A 17,022-nucleotide genomic window follows, 5' to 3' on the forward strand; every position below is an offset into this window, starting at 1 on the left:
GCTATTTTGTGATGAAATTGATTTGATACTGCTTTACTCGGCCAATACCTTCTTGGACATAGGAACTTTCACTTCACTATTAATATCATTGCGTAGATAAATTCCTAACAGGAATCCCACCAGTGATAACAACAGCATGTAATACGCAGGGGCCATAGGCGTCACTTTCATCAATAACGTGACCAGAATAGGTGTCAACCCACCAAAAATGGCATATGCCACATTGTAGGAAAAAGAAATGCCAGTAAAGCGAACCTCTGCCGGAAATGCACGCACCATGACATAAGGTACTGCGCCGACAATCCCAACACAGAATCCTGCCAACATATAATGGGTAAATAGCTGACTAGGGTCGGTCAAATTAGTGTGATAAAACGACCAAGTCGACACGGACAACATCAAGCTGCCAACAATAAAGGTTTTACTGGCACCAAAACGATCAATAGCCAAGCCCGCGATCACACAGCCAAAGACTAATGCCACAATCGCCAGACTATTGGCCTGTAATGCCAGGGCGGGCAAGACACCGAACTGTTTCTGTAAATAAGTCGGTGTCATGAGAATAACCACCACAATACCGGCAGACAGTAACCAGGTCAGTAGCATCGAGACGAACACTTCTTTCTTATGATTCACCACAACAGATTTCAGTGGTAATTCATCAGCCAGAGTTTTACGTGCCTGCATCTCTTTAAAGATAGGAGTTTCTTGCAACCAACGGCGTAAATACATGGCGAATAAGCCGAAAATCCCACCCAGGAAGAACGGCACACGCCAACCGCCATCTAAAATGGCCTGAGGGCTTAAGGTGGTGTTCATCGCAGTAGCCACCAGTGACCCCAGTAAGATCCCCGCAGTCAAACCAGCAGTGAGTGTTCCACAAGCAATGCCAATGCGCCGACGAGGTACATGTTCCGCGACAAAGACCCACGCACCGGGCACTTCGCCACCAATCGCCGCACCTTGTAATACGCGCATTAACAGCAATAGTAATGGCGCTGCGATGCCGATAGAGGCATAGGTCGGTAACATACCAATCGCCAATGTTGGCAATGCCATTAACAAAATACTTAGAGTAAACATCTTTTTACGGCCAACCAAGTCGCCAAAATGCGCCATGATAATGCCACCAAGCGGACGTGCCAGATAACCCGCAGCAAAAATACCAAATGTCTGCACCTGACGCAGCCACTCAGGCATATCAACTGGGAAGAAAAGATCACCAATCACCGCAGCAAAGAAAACGAAAATAATGAAGTCATAAAACTCAAGCGCCCCGCCTAAAGCAGCCAGAGTGAGCGTTTTATAATCTTGCTTATTCAACCGACGATTATGATTATGTTGTTGGGCAACATGAGGTTGCGATAAGTCGACTTGAGATGAATTGTGTTCTTGGGGCATATGACACCGTAATAAACCAGAGTAGGGGAAGAAAAATATTTTCAGCCTTTTGTAAAGTAAACATGACTATACCGTACAAAATTCCCCACACTGTCATAATGGTTTCTTATGTTGCAAAAAAAATTAATTTAGTTGTTTATATCGATAATTGCATTCTTAGGACGAAAAGCCGCTACCACTTCAGCATTGGTCTCTATATAAGGCCCATCCAGCAGCTGAATGCAGTAAGGCACACTGGCAAAAATCCCCGCAACCACCACTTTCGACTCAGCATCTTTCACCCCTTCCAGGGTTTCTTTGATGGATTTAGGTTGCCCAGGTAAGTTGATGATCAATGCCTGCTTACGGATAACGCCAACCTGACGGGATAATATCGCGGTAGGGACGAAATGGAGGCTGATTTGACGCATTTGTTCACCAAAACCAGGCATTTGTCGATCTGCGATTGCTAACGTGGCGTCAGGGGTGACATCGCGTCTTGCCGGGCCGGTTCCACCGGTGGTCAGCACTAAATGGCAGCCCATCTCGTCGACTAACTCACACAGGGTTTGTTCAATCAGAGTTTGTTCATCGGGGATAAGGCGGGTTTCTATTGCAAAAGGGGTAGTTAGCGCGCTTGCTAACCACTCTTCCAGAGCTGGGATGCCTTTATCCTGATATACCCCACTCGATGCGCGATCAGAAACGGAAACTAAACCTATACGTAATGCATTCATATGACTACCTCGACGAAAAGCCCTTTATCTGTGGCGAATAATAGCATATCCCATGTTATTGGAACCGCCCTCAGCCCCAGATAATAGGCAATAAAAAAGGCGGCTTACGCCACCTTTTCGTCAAATTACCGCGGAGAATCAATCACCGCCAGTCAAATTACAGCAGGTCTGAGATCATTTTCTCAAGTTTGCCCTGATCGACAGCAAACTTACGAATGCCATCAGCCAGTTTATCAATCGCCATTGGATCCTGGTTGTGCTGCCAGTAGAACTCAGCTTCAGTCAGTGGCGTTGGCTTAGCTTGAACTTCGCCGGTATAAGCCAGTTTACGCTCAACTGGGCCTTCGCTTTCTGCCAACTCTTTTAACAGAGATGGAGCAATAGTCAGGCGGTCACAGCCAGCCAGTTCAATTATCTCACCCAGATTACGGAAGCTTGCGCCCATAACCACAGTTTTATAACCGTGTTTTTTGTAATACTGGTAAATCTCGGTCACAGAAACCACACCTGGATCTTCGTGTGGTGCGAACTCTTTCTTATCACCATTAGCTTTGTACCAGTCAAGAATACGGCCAACAAACGGTGAAATCAGGAATACACCCGCTTCAGCACAAGCACGCGCCTGAGCGAAGGAGAACAGCAGAGTCAGGTTACAGTTGATGCCTTCTTTTTCTAGTTGTTCCGCAGCACGGATACCCTGCCAGGTAGAAGCCAGTTTGATCAGAATACGGTCATTGCTGATACCGGCTTCGTTGTACAGTTTGATCAAACGTTTCGCTTTTGCCACGCTAGCAACGGTGTCATAGGACAGGCGAGCATCAACTTCGGTAGAAATCCGGCCTGGGATCAGTTTCAGAATTTCCAAACCGATATTGACTGCCAATTTGTCAGTTGCATCAACGATTTGCTGAGCGTGATCACTGCTTTGTTCGCGAGCCCAGGCAATGGCTTCGTCGATCAGCTTGCGGTATTCCGGAATTTGAGCGGCATTCAGAATCAGTGATGGGTTAGTGGTTGCATCTTGCGGCTGATACAGCTTCATTGCCGCGATATCCCCAGTATCTGCTACTACAGTGGTGATTTGACGTAGGGAAGTAAGTTTATCGGTCATGTTGTCGTTTCTCATCGTTTGTGCATGAACTTTTGGCATGTCGCAACTTTTATCTCGGTCGAAATGGCGCTTCATCTCATTCGGAATGTTAGCGGTTTCGCAATATTAGCTATTTCGACGTCTGCCTTGTCTTGATAATAACATGCGTAAGCCTTGGTGCAAGGCAGTTAAACTGATTAAAAAAAGCGCAAACAGGCAGTATTCGGTTCGCAACCGTTTTCGCCTTTTAAAACAGCCAGAAACCGGTAGGTTAATAGCAACTTTATCCATTCTTATCGTGCTGAGACGATTTAGCAAAACTATATCATCTCTGACAACTCAATCTATCTATCCTAGCAATCGTCCAATCTTCTTTTTGCTACACTACGCTTTTTGCTACAGTGTCTTATTTAAATATACCCTAAATAATTCGAGTAGCGGGAAGATGGCAAGTGAGTGAGGTGAACGAAAGTAGCCAACGCACATGCCGCTTGAAGTATGACGGGTATTAAAAGGATGTCATCATGCTTATTGTCATTTCCCCAGCTAAAACCCTTGATTATCAAAGTCCCCTAGCGACCAAGAAGTTTACTCAGCCAGAAATGTTGGATAAATCACAACAGCTTATTGAGATCTGCCGTGAGCTGACACCAGCCCAAATCAGCAGCCTGATGGGAATTAGCGACAAACTTGCCGGTTTAAATGTCGCCCGTTTCAGCGAATGGCAGCCTGATTTCACACCAGACAATGCGCGTCAGGCGATTCTGGCTTTTAAAGGCGATGTTTATACCGGCATGCAGGCGCAGAATTTCAGCGCTGTCGACTTTGATTTTGCCCAACAGCATTTACGCATGCTTTCTGGACTCTACGGTGTATTGCGCCCACTAGATTTGATGCAACCGTATCGTCTGGAGATGGGAATAAAACTGGCTAACCCACGTGGCAAAGATCTCTATTCCTTCTGGGGCGACCAGATAACAGAGAAACTGAATCAAGCGCTGGAGCAGCAAGGCGATAACGTGCTGATAAATCTCGCCTCAGATGAATACTTTAAGGCCGTGAAACCAGCAAAATTAGCCGGTTCACTGATTAAACCCGTCTTTTTGGATGAGAAAAACGGCAAATATAAAATTATCAGTTTCTATGCCAAAAAAGCCCGTGGTTTGATGAGCCGATTTATTATTCAGAATAAGCTCACAAAGCCAGATCAACTGGTTGATTTTAATCTGGAAGGTTATGAATTTGATGCCGGGCTATCGGCGAAAAATGAGTTAGTTTTTAAGCGGGCTGAGCAACACTAGAAAGATAAAAGGGCCGTTTCCGGCCCTTCAGACTGCAGACAAACTCTAAGGACTCGATCTTGCAAGGTGAAGACAGGTAGAAGAGTAAAGCGTCCGCGCCAGGGATGGCGCGGCTTGAGCCTACAAGGATGTATTTACGGCGTCTTTACGATCTGCCTGTTTTCACCGTTACCGGCACTTTATCATTAACCTTAAAGGGCCGTATCTGGCGCTTTTAACTTTTTTTGCCAAATAACAAACTACTTTGGCAAAGCCATCAGGAAAGCGCGCAGTTGCGCAAAGTCTGCTGGCAAATCATGAGATAACAGCGGTAATTGTGCCCGAACTGCCAGTGGCTTTGGCAGCGGTAATTCTTGCCCCAAAATCTCTTCCACACTTTCTTTGAATTTCGCCGGATGAGCGGTGCCGATAAACAACCCAAACTCACCGTCTTGTAATTGATCACGTAGCACGCGGTAGGCAATGGCGGCATGAGGTTCTGAGATATAACCCAACCCCGCTAGCTCGCGCATTGTTTCTTTGGTGACGTCATCACTGACTGCGCCGTGGCCCAATTCTTTCAACTGCCAGATTTTACGACGATAAAGCTCCTCAACACGCGGCCAGTTATTCGGCTGACTGACATCCATAGCATTCGATAACGTCGCTACCGTCGGCTTCGGCTGCCATTGGCCGTTAACCAGGAAGCGCGGCACAGTGTCGTTGGCATTGGTGGCAGCAATAAAACGTTTTACCGGCAAACCTAACGATTTTGCCAGCAAACCGGCCGTCAAATCGCCGAAGTTACCACTTGGCACGGAGATAACCAGTTGGTTACGCGCTTCTTGCGGCAACTGGGCTACGGCTTCGAAGTAATAGCAAATCTGAGCCAGCAAACGGCTGATATTAATAGAGTTAGCAGAGTTAAGGCTCAACTCCTGCTTCAATTCTTCATCATCAAAGGCTTGTTTGACCAGTGCCTGACAAGCATCAAAATCGCCCTCAATAGCCACCGTGTGGATATTGCCACCTAACGTACAGAACAGCTTCTCTTGCAGTGGGCTGATTTTGCCACGTGGATAGAGGATCACCACGCGGACATTTTTCAAGCCATAGAAAGCATGAGCGACTGCCGCCCCGGTATCACCAGAGGTTGCGGTTAAGATAGTCACTGGCTGGTCGCCTGCCACTTCGGCCAGCATTTGCGCCATAAAACGTGCACCGAAGTCTTTAAAGGCTAATGTCGGGCCGTGGAACAGCTCCAGCGCAGCGATATCATTCTCAACCTGAGCAACCGGTGCCGGAAACTCAAAAGCGGCCTGAACACGCTTGGTTAATACTTCTGGTGCGATTTCATTACCAATAAAAGCAGACAGAATACGGCTGCTGCGGGTGACAAAATCCAGATCCAGCAGTTTATCAATTTCTGTCAGTTCAAACTCTGGCAACTCCAGCGGGAAGAACAACCCTTGTTGCTTGCCCAGGCCCTGTTTGATCGCTTGCGCGAAGCTGACCTGCTCGTTGTGATCTTTAAGGTTATACAGTTTCATGCGTTATCCCAGTAGTCGTGCGCCTGCGGTATCCAGACGGCAAATATGAACAAAACCTTCGTCGTTTTGCAGGTAATGATTTTGTAGCCAGCTCGCCATGCGCTGTGCGGTTTCGCTATCATTGCAGACGGCAAACAGCGTGGGGCCAGAACCGGAAATACCACAGGCCAGCGCGCCAATATCCTGCGCGGCTTGCCTTGCCGCAGCAAAGCCCGGCAATAATTGAGTACGGTAAGGCTCGGCGATGACATCTTTCATCATTTTAGCGGCCAGACTCGGCTGCTGAGTGTAGCAGGCATGAATAAATCCAGCCAAATTACGCCCATGAGCGATACAATCCTGACGGCGATACTGTGCGGGTAAAATAGCCCGCGCCTCAGCGGTAGAGACTTTAATCCCCGGATAAGCCATCACCCACAACCAGTCGTCAAAACCGGGCACGCTTTGGCTGATATAACCGGGTTGCTCGAGGATCAATTGCATCCCGCCTAAATAGCAAGGTGCAACATTATCAAAATGCACACTGCCGGAAACTCGCCCTTCCAGCTCGCCCATCATGCCCAGCAGCGTCACTTTATCCAGCGGTTTACCGCAGAATTCGTTCATTGCCATCAAGCCAGCAACAACAGAACAGGCACTGGAGCCCAGCCCTGAGCCAATCGGCATGTTCTTTTCCAGCACCATAGCGACCGGGATCTCTTTGCCCATTTCCTGACAAAAACGCTCCCAGCATTGATAAACAATATTTTCTTTTGGATCATCAGGCAACTTGCTGACAAAACGGCCTTCGTTGTGCAGACTAAAACTGTCCGATGCGGTCACACTGACACAATCGCCCAGCAAAGTGCCGTCTACTGGTGAAACCGCAGCACCCAGCACATCGAATCCAACGCTGACATTGCCAATCGATGCCGGAGCATAGATCTTAACCATATTTAAACTCCCAACTTCCATGATAATGTGCGTAAAAGATCAGCGAACACCCCTGCAGCAGTCACGTCATTACCCGCACCATACCCGCGAAGCACCAACGGGATCGGCTGATAATAGTGGGTATAGAAGGCCAACGCATTCTCACCATTTTTTACTTTATACAGCGGATCGTTACCATCGACCGCATCCATCCGAACGATACAGCGCCCCTCTTCAATCACACCGACATAACGCAGCACTTTGCCCTGTTCTGCGGCATTCGCCACCAAGCGGGTAAACTCGGCATCCAGTGACGGCAGGCGAGCAAGGAAGCTGTCTACATCACCGTTTGCATCGAAACTTGCTGGTAGAACGGACTCAACTTCGATATCAGCCAATTCAAGTTTGTACCCTGCTTCACGGGCCAGGATCAACAATTTCCGGGCGACATCCATGCCGGAAAGATCATCGCGTGGGTCTGGCTCGGTATAACCCAGCGCTTTGGCCTGCAATGTAGCCTCTGATAAGGTCATCCCTTCGTCAAGCTTACCGAAGATGAAAGAGAGTGAGCCTGACAGAATGCCAGAAAAACGCATTAACTCGTCACCTGCATTAAGCAAATTCTGTAAATTTTCGATAACAGGCAGGCCTGCACCGACGTTGGTGTCATACAAGAATTTACGGCATGACTTCGCTGCCGCCGCGCGCATCTGACGGTAGTAATTCATCGATGAGGTATTGGCTTTCTTGTTTGGTGTCACAACATGGAAACCATCTGCCAGAAAATCTGCATATTGATCCGCAACAGCCTGACTGGATGTACAGTCGACAATCACCGGGTTGAGCAAGTGATACTCTTTCACCAGACGAATTAAGCGACTTAAGTTAAACGGTTCTTGCACTTCGGCCAGTTCATGACGCCAGTTATCCAGCGAAATACCGTGCACATTGGTTAACATGGCTTTGGAATTGGCGATGCCGCAAACGCGCAAATCGATATGGCGCTGCTTCAGCCAAGGTTGTTGACGATAGATTTGCTCGATTAATGCTCCACCTACACCGCCAACGCCTATGACAAACACTTCAATAACCTGATCGGTATTGAACAGCATCTGGTGACAAACCCGTACACCGGTAGTGACGGCATCATTGCTAACCACCACAGAGATAGAACGCTCGGACGAGCCTTGCGCAATCGCGATAATATTAATATTGGCACGAGCCAGTGCTGAGAAGAAGCGAGCCGAGATGCCACGTAAAGTGCGCATGCCATCGCCAACCACTGAGATAATCGCCAGATGTTCCATCACATCCAATGGCTCTAACAGACCATCTTTCAACTCCAGATAGAACTCTTCTTCCAATGCTTTGCGAGCGCGAATTAACTCACCTTGCGGCACACAGAAGCTGATGCTGTACTCAGAAGAAGATTGAGTAATAAGTACTACTGAGATACCGCTGCGCGACATCACCGCAAAGACGCGGGCAGCCATACCGACCATACCTTTCATACCTGGGCCAGATACGTTAATCATCGCCATGTTATTCAGATTGGTGATGCCTTTCACTGGGAAGCCATCATCACTACTTTCCCCACCAATCAAGGTGCCGGGAGCTTGCGGGTTAGAGGTATTTTTTATCAGGCAAGGAATTTGGAACTGAGCAATAGGAGCGATAGTGCGGGGGTGTAAAACTGAAGCACCAAAATAGGACAGCTCCATCGCTTCCTGATATGACATCGATTTCAACAGGCGAGCATCAGGTACGACGCGGGGGTCACAAGTATAAACCCCGTCCACGTCGGTCCAGATCTCACAACAATCAGCGCGTAAACACGCAGCCAGCACCGCAGCAGAATAATCTGACCCATTGCGCCCCAGTACCACCAACTCCCCTTTGTCATTACCGGCAGTGAACCCCGCCATCAGGATGATATGGTCAGCAGGAATACAGCTGGAGCCTATGCGGCGGGTAGATTCAGTGATATCAACTGTGGACTCGAGATAATGACCCTGTGCCAACAATTTCTCGACTGGATTAATCACGCTGACTTTATAACCTTTCGCCTGGAATAATGCTTCCATAATGGCAATGGACAATTTCTCGCCACGACAGATGATGGCGGCATTGATGCTGTCCGGGCATTGACCGAGCAACGAGATACCGTGCAGGACGTGTTTGAGTTGCGCAAACTCATGAGCCACCAGCGCTTTTAAACGTTCATATTCAAAGCCTGGTTGCACATCAGCCAAGCCACGCAATAGCTCCGAAAAAATCCGTTCCGCATCACTGATGTTCGGCGAGATATCTTGCCCAGCCACCATTTTGTCGATCATCGCCACCAGATGGTTGGTAATCTTAGCGGGAGCAGACAATACCGTCGCCACTTGTCCCTGACGCGCATTACTTTCAATGATATCGGCAACACGCATAAAGCGTTCTGCATTTGCTACTGATGTCCCGCCAAATTTCAGCACTCGCATTTCTGATTCTCTCCCGCTTTCGCGTTTTTTTATCGCAAACTTTTTTGCAAAGATTTGATTGAAAAAAAAAGCCCGCACTATTTAGGTGCGGGCTTTTTTCTGTTGTTTCCTGTACGCGTCAGCCCGCCCCGTAACCTGTGGTTTCGGTGGTGGTAATAATTGTTGTGTTCAGGCTGATGTATCGCATGTCGTCTGTCTGTCTCATAAATAATGTGGCTCTACCTCTATTGGTTAAAGCAATCGTCCCCTCAAGTCAATTTTTTTCAGTCGCCACCCTCGCGAAATGAACCTCTCACTGCTGAGCTATTGTCTTATCTGGCGAGCTTTTTTAGGCGAAATAAATAAATTAACCCCCTTAAAACCAGATTATAAAACTAAAATGAAAGCATTTATCACTACGATATACTCTGTGGTTTTTTTTCACTTAATCAGAAGAAATAGGGTAATAAGCGATAGAGACGATCTTTAAACGATAAGAGGATACTTGGTGGCAGAAATACACTCGATTAAGAAATAAAGCCGTCTTTTAGAGCTTGGTTTTTTGCTCAAATGATTCAAAAGGCAACAAAAATGAAAACTTTGTCACTTATATTTACATTTTACTAACATTGATGATAATTCTTCTAATGCTTTTAGGCGAAACAGAGCACTAATAAGAAAAGTGAGTCAATTGCCATAATGACAAAATAATATTGATTTTAAACAATAAAAATCAACAGATTAGGGAAATCACTTTTAGATTCCCTCGAATATTCAATTTTTAATATTAATAACACTGAATCGGTAACATAATTTAACCAACTATCGCTTAAGCTGGTATTCTTGTAAGTCTTTTTCACAAAAGTGTTAACGTGCTACAATTGAATTTGATATATGTCAACAAAGCGTAGTTTTGTTGGGTGGTAAATTCGGCTCACACTGTTATATTGCTGTTAATAGGGTTAGGATATGCGCCGCTTTTGTCGCCTTTGGGGCTGTAGGGAGTAACACCCCGACCAAGCTAGTGATGTTGTTGACGTTGATGGAAAGTGCATCAAGAACGCGTTTACGTACTTTAGTCATGTGATGAATGGGATGACGAGTAACTAGTCAATAAAAATCCTAATATAACAAAGACTTCTGTACTTCCTATTTCTATTTTGTTGGCAATTTTAGGTAGCAAACATGCAGACCCCGCACATTCTGATCGTAGAAGACGAGATAGTTACTCGTAACACCCTGAAGAGCATTTTCGAGGCGGAAGGCTATGTTGTTCATGAGGCTAATGATGGCGCAGAAATGCATCACATCCTGTCTGAGAATGATATCAACTTAGTTATCATGGACATCAATCTGCCGGGCAAAAATGGCCTGTTGCTGGCACGGGAACTTCGTGAACAAGCAAGTGTTGCCCTAATGTTCTTGACAGGTCGTGACAACGAAGTCGATAAAATCCTTGGCCTGGAAATTGGTGCTGATGATTACATCACTAAACCTTTCAATCCGCGCGAATTAACCATTCGGGCGCGCAACTTGCTATCACGTACCATGAATTTGGGTAGCGTGGGCGAAGAGCGTCGCTTAGTCGAAAGCTATAAATTTAACGGCTGGGAACTGGATATCAATAGCCGCTCATTGATAAGCCCTGCTGGCGAGCATTATAAGCTGCCACGTAGTGAGTTCCGCGCCATGCTGCACTTCTGTGAAAACCCGGGCAAAATCCAATCCCGTGGCGAATTACTGAAGAAAATGACCGGTCGCGAGCTGAAACCGCATGACCGTACTGTTGACGTGACTATCCGTCGTATTCGTAAGCATTTCGAATCGACGCCGGACACCCCAGAAATCATTGCCACTATCCACGGTGAAGGTTATCGTTTCTGTGGTGACCTGGAAGAGTAACTCTCTGACTCGTCTACGAAAAAAGCCAGCATTTAAATGCTGGCTTTTTTATTGACTTCATATTCAGCCGAACACTTTTATTGCCACGGTATAATCGGCACTGCGCTTATTGCGTTTTTCGGCGAGCCGTCGACAACTCTATCTGAGTAAGTCAGGTAGATTAAGGTATTACGTTTCGGATCGTAGAAACGCACGACCTGTAGCTTTTTAAATACCAATGAAGTCCGCTTCTGGAAAACCACGTCTCCATCGGATTTTCTATTCTTAATTTTGTCACTTAACTCAATGGGTCCCACTTGCTGGCAGGAAATAGCAGCATCTGAAGTATCCTCCGCTAACCCTAATCCTCCTTTGATACCCCCGGTTTTTGCCCGGCTGATATAACAAGTTACATTTTTAACATCAGGATCATCGAAGGCTTCCACCACAATTTTATGGTCAGGCCCTAAGAGTTTAAATACCGTGTCAACAGCGCCAATTTCTTCCGCATGGGCCGTTATTACCCCGAAAGAAAGTATACAACCAAGGAATATCCAATTTTTTTTCATACACTTACTCCATACTGTTGAATAACGTTATCCAACGTTAAATATTTTCACTAATAATAAAATATTGGTTAAAAAGTGACTTTATCAATCTTAGATACTTTTTTAGCACACAATGCCATTAAATTCTTAAGCAGTCGGGAGCATAAAAAGTTGCTACTATGCGGCAGAGCTATTCTTTCATATCACTAATACCCTAAATTTAGGCCGCTTTACGAGGAAGATCTATGGATCAAGCCAGTATCATTCGTGATTTGCTTAGCTGGCTAGAAAGTCATTTAGACCAGCCTTTAGCATTGGACAATGTCGCTGCCAAAGCAGGCTATTCAAAATGGCATTTGCAGCGAATGTTCAAGGATGTCACCGGGAATGCCATCGGTGCGTATATCCGCGCCAGAAGGTTATCAAAAGCCGCTGTCGCACTACGACTAACCAGCCGCCCTATTCTGGATATTGCATTGCAATATCGCTTTGATTCGCAGCAGACTTTTACCCGCGCGTTTAAGAAACAATTTGCGCAAACACCAGCCTTGTACCGTCGGGCAGAAGATTGGCATTCAGCAGGGATATGTCCGCCGATTCGCTTAGGTGACTATATACTGCCTCAGCCTGAATTTATTACCTTACCAGAGCAGCATTTGGTGGGGCTGACACAGAGCTACTCTTGTACGCTTGAGCAAATAATGACTCATCGTTCTGAATTGCGAGTGCACTTCTGGCAGCAGTATCTGGGTGACGCAGACCATTTGCCACCTGTGCTTTATGGCTTACATCACTCTCGTCCCAATCAGGAGAAAGATGATGAGCAAGAGATTTTCTACACGACAGCCATCGAACCACAACATGTGCCGGGTAATGTGCAGGAAGGGCAACCGGTTATTTTACAAGGTGGTGAGTATGTGCAGTTTAGCTATGACGGGCCACCAGATGGGTTGCAGGACTTCATTCTGACACTGTATGGCACCTGTTTGCCACAGTTAGCGTTAACCCGTCGATGTGGATACGACATCGAACGATTCTTCCCTCAGGGAAGGCCGAAAGATGGGCCTCCGGCCTCGCTGAAGTGCGAGTATCTCATTCCTATCCGGCGTTAACGCTGTAGTTCATCCAGTGCTGGCATATCCAGGTGAGCGGTATCGCCAGCACTTTCAATCACCCAACCAGAAGCCAACCACGGGCTTTCCTGATAATCAACCCGTGATAGCGAGCAGTTACGCAAACGCAGGCGCCGCTCCGCGTGGGCGGGCAACCCCAACAGCGTGCTCAACAAGCACCCCAGCGCCATACCGTGACTCACTAACAACGGCTTACTACCAGCAGGAAGCTCCAAACAGCTATCCAGTGCCGCATGCATCCGCCGCCCTAGTTCAGCCATGGATTCCCCACCTGGAATTCGACCATCTTCAGTGCCATTGATCATCTGTTTACGCCACTGTTCTTCTTCTGGCGTTAAACTCTCAATCGGGCGCGTTTCCAGTACACCCATATTCAGTTCACGCAGGCGCGGATCTGTCACTACCTTTAGCCCACAAGCATCGGCGATAATTTTTGCCGTTTGCTGCGTACGCCCAAGGTCACTGGTAATAATATGCGTGATACCTTGGCTACGAACTCGTTGCGCAACCAAGTGAGCCTGACGTTCGCCAATAGTGGTCAGTGGGCTGTCCGATTGGCCCTGAATCTGGCGCGATGCGTTCCATACGGTTTCGCCGTGGCGCACGAGAAATACCTGTAGCATGTCATTTTTCCGTTATACTGCGTGAAATAAACATTTAAGAATTATTGAGATTTACTATGTACCATGTTGTTGCCGCAACTACCAACCCTGCAAAGATTAAGGCTATTAGCCTCGCTTTCGATGATGTTTATGGTCCCAGTCAGTATCGCATTGAAGGTGTCAATGTCGACAGTGGCGTTCCCCTGCAACCGATAGGCAGCGCTGAGACACGCACAGGAGCCAGACAACGAGTGAGCAATGCACGCCAGATGCGCCCTGAGGCAGATTTTTGGGTCGGGGTTGAAGCAGGTATTGAAGATAATATGACCTTTGCATGGATGGTAATTGAACACTTACAGTGGCGAGGAGAGTCCCGCTCTGCCAGCTTGATGCTGCCGGATATTATATTGCAAGGGATTCGCCAAGGCCGTGAGCTGGGCGACGAAATGGCAGATTTAACCGGTATATCGAATGTGAAACACAAAGGTGGAGCCATCGGGATTTTCACCGACGGCAAATTGACCCGAACCAGCGTCTACCATCAGGCTCTGCTGCTGGCACTGGTTCCCTTTAATAATGAGATTTACCAGCGTCCAGTACAGTAAAACTCAATTCAAGATGATTTGTTTGCCAATAACTGCGCCTCAAGCCAGCTCTTTAACTGAGGAGGAGCGGCCTTTAGGCTATTGGAGCCTCGCGTGATAGTCGCAATCCCAGCACCCAACTGATTTTTGAGCTCGCGCTGGCTTAATTCCCCTCGCATTAACTCCTCAATGATACGAACCCTTGTCCCCAGAGCCGTGCGCTCATCCGGTGTCAACATCAATTGCAGTAGCGGTAAATGAAGATCTTGCGCAGTGGCGTCTTGTAACAATGCAACAAAAGTCAGCCAGTGCTGATTGTCGTCATTCGACAGATTCGGATCGGTCAATCGTAGTTTTGTCATAATAGAGAAAGCCGCCATACTATTTAACTAGTACAGCAGCTTACCATAACCTCAGATATAGCCAAAGAACTTGGCGTTACGCCGCAGCAGCGTCAAGGACGAAGATAAACCTCAAAGTCATTGGCGTCGCAGGTAGGCAGCAAGCAAACACATCCCGATGAGCTTACTCTTGTAAGTGATTCGGGTAAGCGCGCGTAGCTAACCCCCCTGCGGCGTCAAGGACGAAGAGAAACCTCAAAATCATTGGCGTCGCAGGTAGGCAGCAAGCAAACACATCCCGATGAGCTTACTCTTGTAAGTGATTCGGGTAAGCGCGCGTAGCTAACACCCCTGCGGCGTCAAGGACGAAGAGGATCAGTAACGTCTTTGCCACTCGGCATCACTCAGCACCTTAGCTGGGCGATTCATAAAGTGGCGATAGAACGCATCATAAGCCAATACGTTTTTCACATAACCTCGTGTTTCAGAGAACGGGATACTTTCGATGAATGCCACAGCATCCACTTGCCCGCCGCTATTTCCCAGCCATGTATTGACCCGCGATGGGCCTGCGTTATAGGCCGCGCTGGAGAGGATCCGATTGCGCCCAAATTGCTGATAGACCTCTTCCAGATAGCTGGTGCCAATCTCAATATTGGTAACAGGATCAAGCAATTGGCTGCTATTCACATAACCGGGAATGTTATTCAGTTTAACTGTGTGCTCCGCAGTCCGTGGCATCACCTGCATCAGGCCCGAGGCTCCCACCGGCGATTGCGCTTTCGGGTTCCAGGCACTTTCCTGACGAGCTATCGCCATAGCATAACTTGGCGTTATCCCCTTGCCTTCCGTCGCCTGACGGAACTCTTTTGGCCAGGCCAGTGGGAAGCGCTCTTCCAGATGGTCCCATAACTTGGCAACAATGGTGGCCTGAACACTCAAATCGGCCCACTTCTGATTAAATGCATAGCGTGCCAGTGCTTCCTGCTCAGGTTTGCTGCGGCTGGCAACCAGATAGCTCCACTCGTTGCGTGCCAGATTATCCATATTCCAATACATCAATTCGCGCACCCGAGCAATTTCGGGCCGTTGCGCTAGCGAGGCATCAGGTTTGGTCGCAATCTCAACATTAATCGGGTAAGGAACACCCAGTTTTTGGGCGGCTACCATCGGATAGAAGCCTCGCTCCTGCATCAGACTGCGCAGGATGGCTTCGCCCTCTGCCTTCTTACCTTGCTCTAACAACAATGAAGCACGCCAGTAGCGCCACTCATCTTTACTTTGTGCATCTGCCGGCAAACGGGCCATCCACGCAGCTAACCCTTGGCGATCGCCCGTCCCTAGCGACATACGGATACGGCGCTCTAGCAACGGGGTGGAATGGCTACGTAAAGTGACTTGATCGCGCCATTTAGCTTGGTCATAAGTCGCATCATTGCCCATCAAACGCCAGGCGACCGCTTCTTCCAGCTCCAACTTCTCGTTGTCACTCATTTTTTGCAGCCGCGCCAAGGTTGGGATCATCGCGCGCGCATTTTCCACGTCCTGTCGCGCCAGTCGGGTAAATGCAATTGTGGTGGCAGAACGGGTGAAGTCAGTCGGCCCGACGGTACGAGCAAAGCTTTCAACACTGGCAGGATCACTTTGCAGTTTCGCCAATGCCATCCCCATAGTTTGGTAATCTGCTGGCAACTGTTTGAGTAAATAACTCACCAAACTGGCATTGCCCTCTTTAAGAGCAAGCTTCATACGGGCCAGTGTTGCCAGTGGAGTCTGATGCCCGGCTTGTTGCCAGACACTGAATAATTTATCGCAACTACCTGGAAGCGCCTGGCCGTTGAGCCAAATTTCACTGGCACCATCCCAGGCAACTTGCTGTTCACCCGTTGCCCATTTGGCATAGTAATAATTACAGCGGGCCGCTGCCGGTTTAGGCGCTTGCGGACTGAACGCCAATAACCCACGCCAATCTTCACGACGCGCCAGTTCATTTACAAAACGGGATGATAGCGAACGTGCAGGTGGCAACGTGGGATTCCGACTCAAAAAGTCGGTTACTTGCGCCGCACTCACTTGGCTTAAGTCTTGAGTCAACTGGCGGTATTCCAGATACGGATACAAAGGATAATCGCGTAACGTCGGCATCAGTTGCGCCACGGTATCCATCTGGTTACTGTCCCAGGCCAGCTTAACTTGCTGATAGCGTTGCCGTTGGGCATCAATGGAGTCGGCGAATGCCACCCCTGAAGTCGTCACCAGACACACGCCAATCGCCAGATATCGCCACTTGTCCATACTTACTGTTTCCTCACTGGTTGTTGGCTACTGCATTTTACTTACCGCAACTTCTGATTAGCATAGTCATAATTAGTTCCGGCAGCAGGATATACTAACTAAGAGTTTCACCTGATAGCCAGCGATTACACGTACAAAGATACCCGTCATACTTCAAGCTGCATCTGTGTTGGCTGCGCTCAAGTAGCCATATCATTGACTAGAGTCACCCCATCAGGATTGACTCA

The 17,022-nt window shown here is 47.8% G+C and carries 16 protein-coding genes and 1 other annotated feature; of the genes, 4 read left to right on the forward strand and 12 right to left on the reverse strand.

The features are described 5' to 3' along the window. Positions 1-33: 33 nt before the first annotated feature. The 3 genes from ACF3VQ_RS17655 to tal all read right to left on the reverse strand — a co-directional run bounded on the left by ACF3VQ_RS17655 (position 34) and on the right by tal (position 3,228). On the reverse strand, positions 34-1,401 hold the full coding sequence (locus ACF3VQ_RS17655) for an MFS transporter (protein ID WP_392432349.1): 1,368 nt from the start codon (positions 1,399-1,401) through the stop codon (positions 34-36). Between the two features lie 128 nt (positions 1,402-1,529). Further along, positions 1,530-2,117, reverse strand: a complete 588-nt coding sequence (gene mog / locus ACF3VQ_RS17660; protein ID WP_392432350.1) for a molybdopterin adenylyltransferase — start codon at positions 2,115-2,117, stop codon at positions 1,530-1,532. A gap of 157 nt (positions 2,118-2,274) precedes the next feature. After that, positions 2,275-3,228: a transaldolase gene (gene tal, locus ACF3VQ_RS17665; RefSeq protein WP_392432351.1), complete on the reverse strand. Its 954-nt coding sequence runs from the start codon at positions 3,226-3,228 to the stop codon at positions 2,275-2,277. A 503-nt stretch (positions 3,229-3,731) separates the two neighbouring features. On the opposite strand from tal, the gene yaaA reads away from it, so the two are divergent. Beyond that, positions 3,732-4,508 (forward strand): peroxide stress protein YaaA, encoded by a 777-nt coding sequence (yaaA, locus tag ACF3VQ_RS17670; protein WP_392432352.1) that lies wholly within the window; start codon positions 3,732-3,734, stop codon positions 4,506-4,508. A gap of 239 nt (positions 4,509-4,747) precedes the next feature. Here yaaA and thrC read toward each other — a convergent pair whose 3' ends face one another. From thrC to ACF3VQ_RS17695, 5 genes are all read right to left on the reverse strand, one after another. Further along, complete coding sequence (thrC, locus tag ACF3VQ_RS17675; protein WP_392432353.1) at positions 4,748-6,037, reverse strand: threonine synthase; 1,290 nt, start codon at positions 6,035-6,037, stop codon at positions 4,748-4,750. Positions 6,038-6,040: 3 nt separating this feature from the next. Beyond that, the gene (gene thrB, locus ACF3VQ_RS17680; protein ID WP_392432354.1) at positions 6,041-6,970 is read right to left on the reverse strand and encodes a homoserine kinase; all 930 of its coding nucleotides are present in this window, start codon (positions 6,968-6,970) and stop codon (positions 6,041-6,043) included. 2 nt (positions 6,971-6,972) lie between these two features. Further along, positions 6,973-9,432, reverse strand: coding sequence for a bifunctional aspartate kinase/homoserine dehydrogenase I (gene thrA / locus ACF3VQ_RS17685; protein WP_392432355.1), 2,460 nt, complete (start codon positions 9,430-9,432; stop codon positions 6,973-6,975). Positions 9,433-9,493: 61 nt separating this feature from the next. After that, positions 9,494-9,612 (reverse strand) — a sequence feature (Thr leader region). Continuing rightward, positions 9,551-9,637, reverse strand: a complete 87-nt coding sequence (thrL, locus tag ACF3VQ_RS17690) for a thr operon leader peptide (protein ID WP_071598596.1) — start codon at positions 9,635-9,637, stop codon at positions 9,551-9,553. Its footprint overlaps the feature before it by 62 nt. 716 nt (positions 9,638-10,353) lie before the next feature. Next, positions 10,354-10,494, reverse strand: coding sequence for a hypothetical protein (locus ACF3VQ_RS17695; RefSeq protein WP_392432356.1), 141 nt, complete (start codon positions 10,492-10,494; stop codon positions 10,354-10,356). 102 nt (positions 10,495-10,596) lie between these two features. On the opposite strand from ACF3VQ_RS17695, the gene arcA reads away from it, so the two are divergent. Next, positions 10,597-11,313 carry a two-component system response regulator ArcA gene (gene arcA, locus ACF3VQ_RS17700; protein ID WP_004706052.1) on the forward strand — a complete coding sequence of 239 codons (717 nt, stop codon included), beginning with the start codon at positions 10,597-10,599 and terminating at the stop codon, positions 11,311-11,313. Between the two features lie 77 nt (positions 11,314-11,390). Here the strand turns inward: arcA and creA are convergent, their stop codons facing one another. Next, entirely contained in the window at positions 11,391-11,861 is a 471-nt protein-coding gene (gene creA / locus ACF3VQ_RS17705; protein ID WP_392432357.1) for a protein CreA, read from the reverse strand. Positions 11,862-12,085: 224 nt separating this feature from the next. On the opposite strand from creA, the gene robA reads away from it, so the two are divergent. Then, a complete protein-coding gene (gene robA, locus ACF3VQ_RS17710; RefSeq protein WP_392432358.1) occupies positions 12,086-12,952 on the forward strand; it encodes an MDR efflux pump AcrAB transcriptional activator RobA in 867 nt (288 codons plus the stop codon). Here the strand turns inward: robA and gpmB are convergent. Beyond that, positions 12,949-13,596, reverse strand: coding sequence for a 2,3-diphosphoglycerate-dependent phosphoglycerate mutase GpmB (gene gpmB / locus ACF3VQ_RS17715; protein WP_392432359.1), 648 nt, complete (start codon positions 13,594-13,596; stop codon positions 12,949-12,951). The genes robA and gpmB overlap by 4 nt on opposite strands. Before the next feature lie 56 nt (positions 13,597-13,652). Here gpmB and yjjX point away from each other — a divergent pair, with 56 nt between their 5' ends. Next, positions 13,653-14,180 (forward strand): inosine/xanthosine triphosphatase, encoded by a 528-nt coding sequence (gene yjjX, locus ACF3VQ_RS17720; RefSeq protein ID WP_392432360.1) that lies wholly within the window; start codon positions 13,653-13,655, stop codon positions 14,178-14,180. Positions 14,181-14,188: 8 nt separating this feature from the next. Here yjjX and trpR read toward each other — a convergent pair whose 3' ends face one another. Together trpR and sltY are read right to left on the reverse strand one after the other, a co-directional pair. Further along, the gene (gene trpR, locus ACF3VQ_RS17725; protein WP_392432361.1) at positions 14,189-14,521 is read right to left on the reverse strand and encodes a trp operon repressor; all 333 of its coding nucleotides are present in this window, start codon (positions 14,519-14,521) and stop codon (positions 14,189-14,191) included. A 354-nt stretch (positions 14,522-14,875) separates the two neighbouring features. Next, on the reverse strand, positions 14,876-16,795 hold the full coding sequence (sltY, locus tag ACF3VQ_RS17730) for a murein transglycosylase (RefSeq protein WP_392432362.1): 1,920 nt from the start codon (positions 16,793-16,795) through the stop codon (positions 14,876-14,878). Positions 16,796-17,022: the final 227 nt, after the last annotated feature.

This window comes from Yersinia fenwicki (genome assembly GCF_043099325.1).
GTDB lineage: Bacteria > Pseudomonadota > Gammaproteobacteria > Enterobacterales > Enterobacteriaceae > Yersinia.

Bases quoted from the DNA above. Each gene is read 5' to 3' on its own strand.
- robA (WP_392432358.1), top strand. From the start codon at position 12,086: ATGGATCAAGCCAGTATCATTCGTGATTTGCTTAGCTGGCTAGAAAGT.
- mog (WP_392432350.1), bottom strand. From the start codon at position 2,117: ATGAATGCATTACGTATAGGTTTAGTTTCCGTTTCTGATCGCGCATCG.
- yjjX (WP_392432360.1), top strand. From the start codon at position 13,653: ATGTACCATGTTGTTGCCGCAACTACCAACCCTGCAAAGATTAAGGCT.
- arcA (WP_004706052.1), top strand. From the start codon at position 10,597: ATGCAGACCCCGCACATTCTGATCGTAGAAGACGAGATAGTTACTCGT.
- creA (WP_392432357.1), bottom strand. From the start codon at position 11,861: ATGAAAAAAAATTGGATATTCCTTGGTTGTATACTTTCTTTCGGGGTA.
- trpR (WP_392432361.1), bottom strand. From the start codon at position 14,521: ATGACAAAACTACGATTGACCGATCCGAATCTGTCGAATGACGACAAT.
- thrC (WP_392432353.1), bottom strand. From the start codon at position 6,037: ATGAAACTGTATAACCTTAAAGATCACAACGAGCAGGTCAGCTTCGCG.
- ACF3VQ_RS17655 (WP_392432349.1), bottom strand. From the start codon at position 1,401: ATGCCCCAAGAACACAATTCATCTCAAGTCGACTTATCGCAACCTCAT.
- tal (WP_392432351.1), bottom strand. From the start codon at position 3,228: ATGACCGATAAACTTACTTCCCTACGTCAAATCACCACTGTAGTAGCA.
- thrL (WP_071598596.1), bottom strand. From the start codon at position 9,637: ATGAGACAGACAGACGACATGCGATACATCAGCCTGAACACAACAATT.
- sltY (WP_392432362.1), bottom strand. From the start codon at position 16,795: ATGGACAAGTGGCGATATCTGGCGATTGGCGTGTGTCTGGTGACGACT.
- yaaA (WP_392432352.1), top strand. From the start codon at position 3,732: ATGCTTATTGTCATTTCCCCAGCTAAAACCCTTGATTATCAAAGTCCC.
- thrB (WP_392432354.1), bottom strand. From the start codon at position 6,970: ATGGTTAAGATCTATGCTCCGGCATCGATTGGCAATGTCAGCGTTGGA.
- thrA (WP_392432355.1), bottom strand. From the start codon at position 9,432: ATGCGAGTGCTGAAATTTGGCGGGACATCAGTAGCAAATGCAGAACGC.
- gpmB (WP_392432359.1), bottom strand. From the start codon at position 13,596: ATGCTACAGGTATTTCTCGTGCGCCACGGCGAAACCGTATGGAACGCA.
- ACF3VQ_RS17695 (WP_392432356.1), bottom strand. From the start codon at position 10,494: ATGACTAAAGTACGTAAACGCGTTCTTGATGCACTTTCCATCAACGTC.